The following is a 5,436-nucleotide window of genomic DNA, read 5'->3' as shown; positions in this document are numbered from 1 at the left end:
CGCCCCCGCCGGCGGGCGGGCCGGCGCCGGGCCGGGTGCGGCCGCGGCCGTCATGCGCTCCTCACGCGCCCACGCTACGTCGGGCGGGGGCCGCCCGCCGACGCGCGCGTCGCGCCCGCCGACGCGGGCGTCCCGCCGGCGCAGGGTCCCCGGGCGCAGCACGGGGCGCGTCCCGCCACCCCCTCGCGGGACGCGCCCCGGCGTCCGGTCGCGCGGGCCGGTCGCCGGGGGTCCCCGGCGTCCGGCCCGCGCCGGTGGTCAGCTGCCGCCGCCCACGTTCTCGTAGGCCCGCATCGCCGCCTCCTGGGCGTCGGCGAGCGCCTCCTCCGAGGTCTTGTCCCCCAGCAGCGCCGCGGTGATGGCGTTGTTCAGCTCGTTCTGGATGTCCTGCCCCGCGGGCGAGGCGCCGAACGTCTGGCCGAAGCCCACCACGTCGTAGAAGGTGCCGATGACCTGGTCGAAGTTCGCGTTGCCGCTCTCGCCCACGTACTCGGCGCGGATGGCCTCGTCGGCCGCCGGCGAGCCCGTGAAGAGCCCGGTGTTGATGCCGCCGTTCTCCTCGAGGGTGGCCGCACGGGCGGCGCCGGCCGCCATCCAGGCGTCCTGCGAGGTCAGGTTGAGCATCCACGCGCAGGCCGCGTCGGGGTTCTCCGCCCCGGCGGGGATGACGAACGCCGTCCCCGAGGCCACGGAGAAGGGGTTGCCCTCCGCGTCCTTGAAGGGCACCGCCTCGATCTGGATCTGGTCCGCGTACGGGCCCAGCACGTTCGGGTACCACTGGGCGTTGACCTGCGCGCCCACCTGGTCCGCGACGAACTGGTTGTTGTCGCCGAAGGTGTCGAAGGAGTCCGTGAAGCTCTTCACCTTCGCGAAGCCGCCCTGGGCGTCCGTGATCTGCTTGAGGTAGTCCAGCGCCTCGACGTTGGCCGGGTCGTCGAGCGTCGGCATGCCGGCGTCGTCCGTGAGGCTGCCGCCCATCCCGAGCACCCAGAGGCCGCCCTGGCCGGTCGCCACGGGGTCGAACCCGAGGGTCGTCGGGACGCCGCCGCTCTCCTTGTACATCCTCGTGACCGCCTCCAGCAGCACCTCCGGCTGGGAGGTGTCGATCTGCTCGTTCGTCACGCCCGCGGCGTCCATGACCCGCTTGTTCAGGAGGATCGCCGGCGGCTGGTAGAACTGCGGCACCGCCCAGACCTGGTCCTCGTAGGTCACGTCGTCCACCACGGACGGGTAGTACTGCTCCCGCGGGTCGACGTCGCGGGCGGTGTAGCAGTCGTCCAGCGGCACGATGAGGTCCTGCGCCGCGTAGGTGATGACGTAGCGCCGGTCCATCTGCACGACGTCCGGCACGTCCCCCGACGCGATGCGCGTCGTGAACTTCTGGGCGTCGAAGGCGGTGGCGTCGAGCGTGATCTCCACGTCGGCGAGCTGCTCCTCGGCGTGGTCGAGGCGGGACTGGCCGACGTCGTCGGCGTTCTCGAACCCCCAGGCGGCCAGCGCGCCCGTGGGGTCGGCGTCGGTGAACTCCGCCCCGCCCCCACCACCGCCGCCCGTCCCGCCCGAGCCGCCGTCGTCACCCCCGCCGCAGCCGGCGAGCACGAGCGCGGACACCGGCAGCAGCACGGCCGCCGCACGGACCCTTCTCCTCATCGCGGTTCCCCTCCACGTCGGGCGCCGGCACCGTCGCCGCCGCGCACGAGTCCGCCGACGTCGCCGTCGGCCCGTGAGCAGGCTGGAAACCTTCCCACCCCAGCGACGCTAACGCGGGCCCGGCGGGGGGACAAGCGGCAGCGGGTCACGGGTCGGTCACGCCGCTGGGGACGGCATTCGCCCTTCCACGGCGCCCCGGCCGCGGGCTAGCGTGGTGTGGCAACGATGCCAGAGCGACAGGGTGGAGCGGACCCGGGGGCCGCCCACCGGGGGAGGGCGGCGCCGTGCGCCTGCGCCAGGTGCTCCTGCTCGGGCACACCCACCACGACGTGGGCTACACCCACAGTCCTCGCGTCGTCGACCGGGCGCACGCCGACGCCGTCGGGCGGGTGCTCGACCTCGTCGAGAGGGACCGCCGCGACGGTCCCGACGCGTTCCGGTGGACGTTCGAGGTGAGCCGTCCCGTGCTGCGGCACCTGGCCCTGCGGGGTCCGGAGGGTGCCGCACGGCTCGCGGACGCCGCCCGGCGCGGCCGCGTGTCCGTGACGGGCGGCTACCTCAACAGCACGACCCTGCCCTCGGCGGCCGAGCTCGACGAGGCCTACGCCCGCGTGGCGACCCTGCGGTCCGCGGGGCTGCCCGTGCGGACCGTCCAGCACGGCGACGTCAACGGCCTGCCCTGGGGCACGGTCGAGGCGATGCGGCGCGCGGGCCTGGGGCGGCTGCTGCTCGCGCTCAACCCCGACCACGGCCGGCCGCCCCTGCCGCAGCCCTCCGGGTTCTGGTGGGAGGGCGTCTCGGGCGAGCGCGTGCTCGTGTGGCTGTCCACCCACTACGGCGTCGGCGAGGAGTGGGGGCTCGTCGACGGGGACGTGGTGGCCGCGGAGGCCCGGGTCGCCGCGTTCGTGGCGCGGCTCGAGGCGCGCGAGGACCTGCCCGTCGACACCGCGGTCGTGCACGCGGGCAACGACAACCGGTGGCCGACCGACCGCTTCACCGCCGTGGTGCGGCACTGGAACGCCCGGCACCCGGGGCTGCCCATGCGCACCGCCACCGTCGACGAGGTGCTGGACGTCCTGGAGCCCCAGCTCCGCGCGGCCGGCGACGCGGTCCCCGTGCTGCGCGGGGAGTGGTCGGACTGGTGGGCGCACGGCCACGGCTCCACGGCGCCGGAGCTGGCGACCTACCGGGAGGCGCGGGCCTTCCGCGGCGCGGCCGGGGCGGCGCTCGGCCTGGCCCGGCTGCGGGGCGGGGGCGACCCGGTCGCGGCGGAGGTCGTCGGCTACCGGCGGGGCCCGTACCGGCTCCGCGCCGCCGCCGAGGTCGAGGGCGACCTCACGCGGGTCGGCGAGCTGTTCGGGCTCGTCGCGGAGCACACCTGGGGCTCGTGGGAGTCGTTCTCCCGGCCGCGGTCCGGGCTGAGCCGCTCGGCCTGGAACGCGAAGGCCGGGTACGCCTACGAGGCGTGGGACCTCGCCCGGGACCTCGCCGTCGAGGGCATGGTGCGGCTGCTGGCGTCGGCGGACCCGGCGGACCCGGTGGACCCGGTGGCCCCGGAGGCCCCGGTGGAGCACCCCGCGGGGGCGCCCGTGCTCGTCGTCGTCAACCCCGCGGAGCGGGAGCGGACGGCGCCGGTCGAGGCGGAGGTGGACGGTCGTCGGCGGGTCCGGGCCGTGGTGACGGTGCCCGCCTTCGGGGTGGCGGTGCTGCCCGTGCCCCGTGACCCCGGGCCACCCGTGCGCCGCCGCACGCTGGAGCACGGGGCGTGGCGCGTCGTCGTCGACCCCGCGGCGGGCGGCGTGGTGTCCCTGCGGCACCGGCCCTCGGGGCGCGAGCTCGTCGACCAGCGCTCCCCGGTGGGGCTCGGCGCCGTCGTCGTGGAGACGGTCGACCCGGCCGGGCGGCACCCCTACCCGGCCGACCCGAAGCGGTTCCGGCCCGAGGACCCGGGGCCGGCGTTCGTCCGCCGTGCGGCCTCCGGCAGTGAGGAGCCGCGCGTGGCGGTGGGCGACGGCTGGGCGGAGGTCCGGTGGACCCAGTCCGTCCCCGGGCTGCCCGACGCACAGGGGCGGCTCGTCGTGCACGAGGGGACCGACCTCGTCGACGTCGAGGTCGACCTCGTCAAGCCCGCCGTGCTCGGCCCCGAGAGCGTGCACGTGGCGTTCCCGTTCGCCGTCGCGCGGCCGACGTTCCTCGTCGAGACCGCCGGCGCGGTCTTCGCGGCCGACGCGGAGCAGCTCCCCGACACCTGCCGGGACTGGTACTCGGTCCAGCACGCGGTGGGTGTCCTCGACGACGACGACGACGAGGGCGGCGGCGGCGTGCTGTGGGGCACCGCGGACGTGCCGCTGGTGCAGCTCGGCCGGCTGCGGACGGGCGAGTGGGCGCGTGCCCTCGACGCGACGCCCGGGCACCTGTTCTCGTGGGTCGCGAACAACCTGCACTTCACGAACTTCCAGGCGAGCCAGGACGCGACCGGGCGCTACCGGTGGCGGCTGGCGCCCGTGGTGGCGGGCCTGGACCGCGCCGCCGTCGCCGCCTTCGGGCGCGACCTCGGCCTGCCCCTGCAGGCGCGCGGGGTGGCCGACCCGCGGGTCCTCGTCGGCCCCGGCCCCCTGCTCGTCGGCGCGTCGGGCCTGCGCGTGGACCCGCCCGACGCGGTGCTGGCCGAGCTGGCGCCGACGGGGGACGACGGCGTGCGGCTGCGCCTGCGCAACCCGGCCGGGGTGCCCGCCGACGCCGTGGTGACGTGGCACGGGCCGGGGGCCGTCGACGGCACGGGACCGGTGCACCTCGGCCCGCACGGCGTCGCCGACCTGCACCTGCGCCGGGCGGACGGCCGTCGCTCCGCCCCGTAGGGTCGGGGCGACCGCCGCGCACCCGGCCCGGCGGTGCGGGGCGAGGGGGGACGCGTGGGGCTGCTCTACCTGTCCGCCCTGCTGGTGTCGATCGCCGGGCAGGTCGTGCTCGACCGCCGCTGGGGGCTGTTCTTCTGGCGCGACGCGCGCCGGGCGGCCGTGACGCTCGTGACCGGCGTGGCGTTCTTCCTCCTGTGGGACGCGGCCGGCATCGGCCTGGGCATCTTCTTCCGGGGCGTCACCGACCTCATGACGGGGGTGCTGCTGGGGCCGGAGCTGCCCCTGGAGGAGGTCTTCTTCCTCGTGCTGCTCTGCTACGTCACGATGAACGTCCACGGGCTCGCGCTCGCCCGGTGGCCCGGGCGGGGCGCGGACCGGGACGGGCGCGCGGACGGGCGCACGGGCGCGGGGGCGGCGCGGTGACGTACCACCTGCTCAACGCCGTGTTCCTCGCCGGGGTCGTCCTCGTCGTGCTGCTCGCGGAGCGCTCGCGGCGGCGGCGCGGCCGGCGGCACCCCGTCCGCGCGACCGCGGTGACCCTCGTCGTCCTCCTCCTGCTCACCGCCGTGTTCGACAACGTGCTCGTCGGGCTCTCGATCGTCGACTACGACCCCGCGCGGATCTCGGGCGTGCTGGTCGGCGTCGCGCCCGTGGAGGACTTCGCCTACGCGGTCGCCGCGGTCCTCCTGCTCCCGGCGGTGTGGGAGCTGGTGGGGGCGCCGGGACGGGGCACGGGAGCGGACTAGGTCCCGGACGTGCCGGAGGCCTCCGGGGGACCCGGGTCGGCCGGCGTCGCGGGGTCGACGACCCCGACGGACGCCGTCCGCTCGGCGGGGGTGAGGTCGGCGCCGTCCGCGGCGTCGGTGCCCCTCCCGGCGCCGCCCGCCGCGCCCCCGCCGCCGGCGCGGCCCGCCCCGTCGGCCCGCGC

The 5,436-nt window shown here is 77.0% G+C and carries 5 protein-coding genes; 3 read left to right on the top strand and 2 right to left on the bottom strand.

What is annotated here, in order from left to right; all coding sequences use genetic code 11:
- Window positions 1-258: 258 nt before the first annotated feature.
- Window positions 259-1,650, bottom strand: coding sequence for a type 2 periplasmic-binding domain-containing protein (locus EJA20_RS17835; RefSeq protein ID WP_129339862.1), 1,392 nt, complete (start codon window positions 1,648-1,650; stop codon window positions 259-261).
- A 284-nt stretch (window positions 1,651-1,934) separates the two neighbouring features.
- Between EJA20_RS17835 and EJA20_RS17830 the strand changes: the two genes are divergently transcribed.
- Genes EJA20_RS17830 through EJA20_RS17820 form a run of 3 tightly spaced genes read left to right on the top strand, consistent with a single transcriptional unit; the run spans window position 1,935 to window position 5,254 of the window.
- The gene (locus EJA20_RS17830) at window positions 1,935-4,508 is read left to right on the top strand and encodes a glycoside hydrolase family 38 N-terminal domain-containing protein (RefSeq protein ID WP_129339861.1); all 2,574 of its coding nucleotides are present in this window, start codon (window positions 1,935-1,937) and stop codon (window positions 4,506-4,508) included.
- Between the two features lie 54 nt (window positions 4,509-4,562).
- Complete coding sequence (locus tag EJA20_RS17825; RefSeq protein WP_129339860.1) at window positions 4,563-4,931, top strand: lycopene cyclase domain-containing protein; 369 nt, start codon at window positions 4,563-4,565, stop codon at window positions 4,929-4,931.
- Complete coding sequence (locus EJA20_RS17820; RefSeq protein ID WP_129339859.1) at window positions 4,928-5,254, top strand: lycopene cyclase domain-containing protein; 327 nt, start codon at window positions 4,928-4,930, stop codon at window positions 5,252-5,254. Before EJA20_RS17825 ends, EJA20_RS17820 begins: the two co-directional genes overlap by 4 nt.
- Here the strand turns inward: EJA20_RS17820 and EJA20_RS19205 are convergent.
- Window positions 5,251-5,436 (bottom strand): hypothetical protein (locus tag EJA20_RS19205; protein ID WP_205687572.1); only part of this gene is annotated, 186 nt, incomplete at its 5' end. The genes EJA20_RS17820 and EJA20_RS19205 overlap by 4 nt on opposite strands.

The sequence above is a fragment of the Cellulomonas endophytica genome, assembly GCF_004123805.1.
Lineage (GTDB): Bacteria > Actinomycetota > Actinomycetes > Actinomycetales > Cellulomonadaceae > Cellulomonas > Cellulomonas endophytica.
This window is presented reverse-complemented; position numbering and strand designations above follow the sequence as displayed.

Excerpts from the sequence above, each read along its gene's own strand:
- EJA20_RS17835 (WP_129339862.1), bottom strand. The coding sequence starts at position 1,650 with ATGAGGAGAAGGGTCCGTGCGGCGGCCGTGCTGCTGCCGGTGTCCGCG.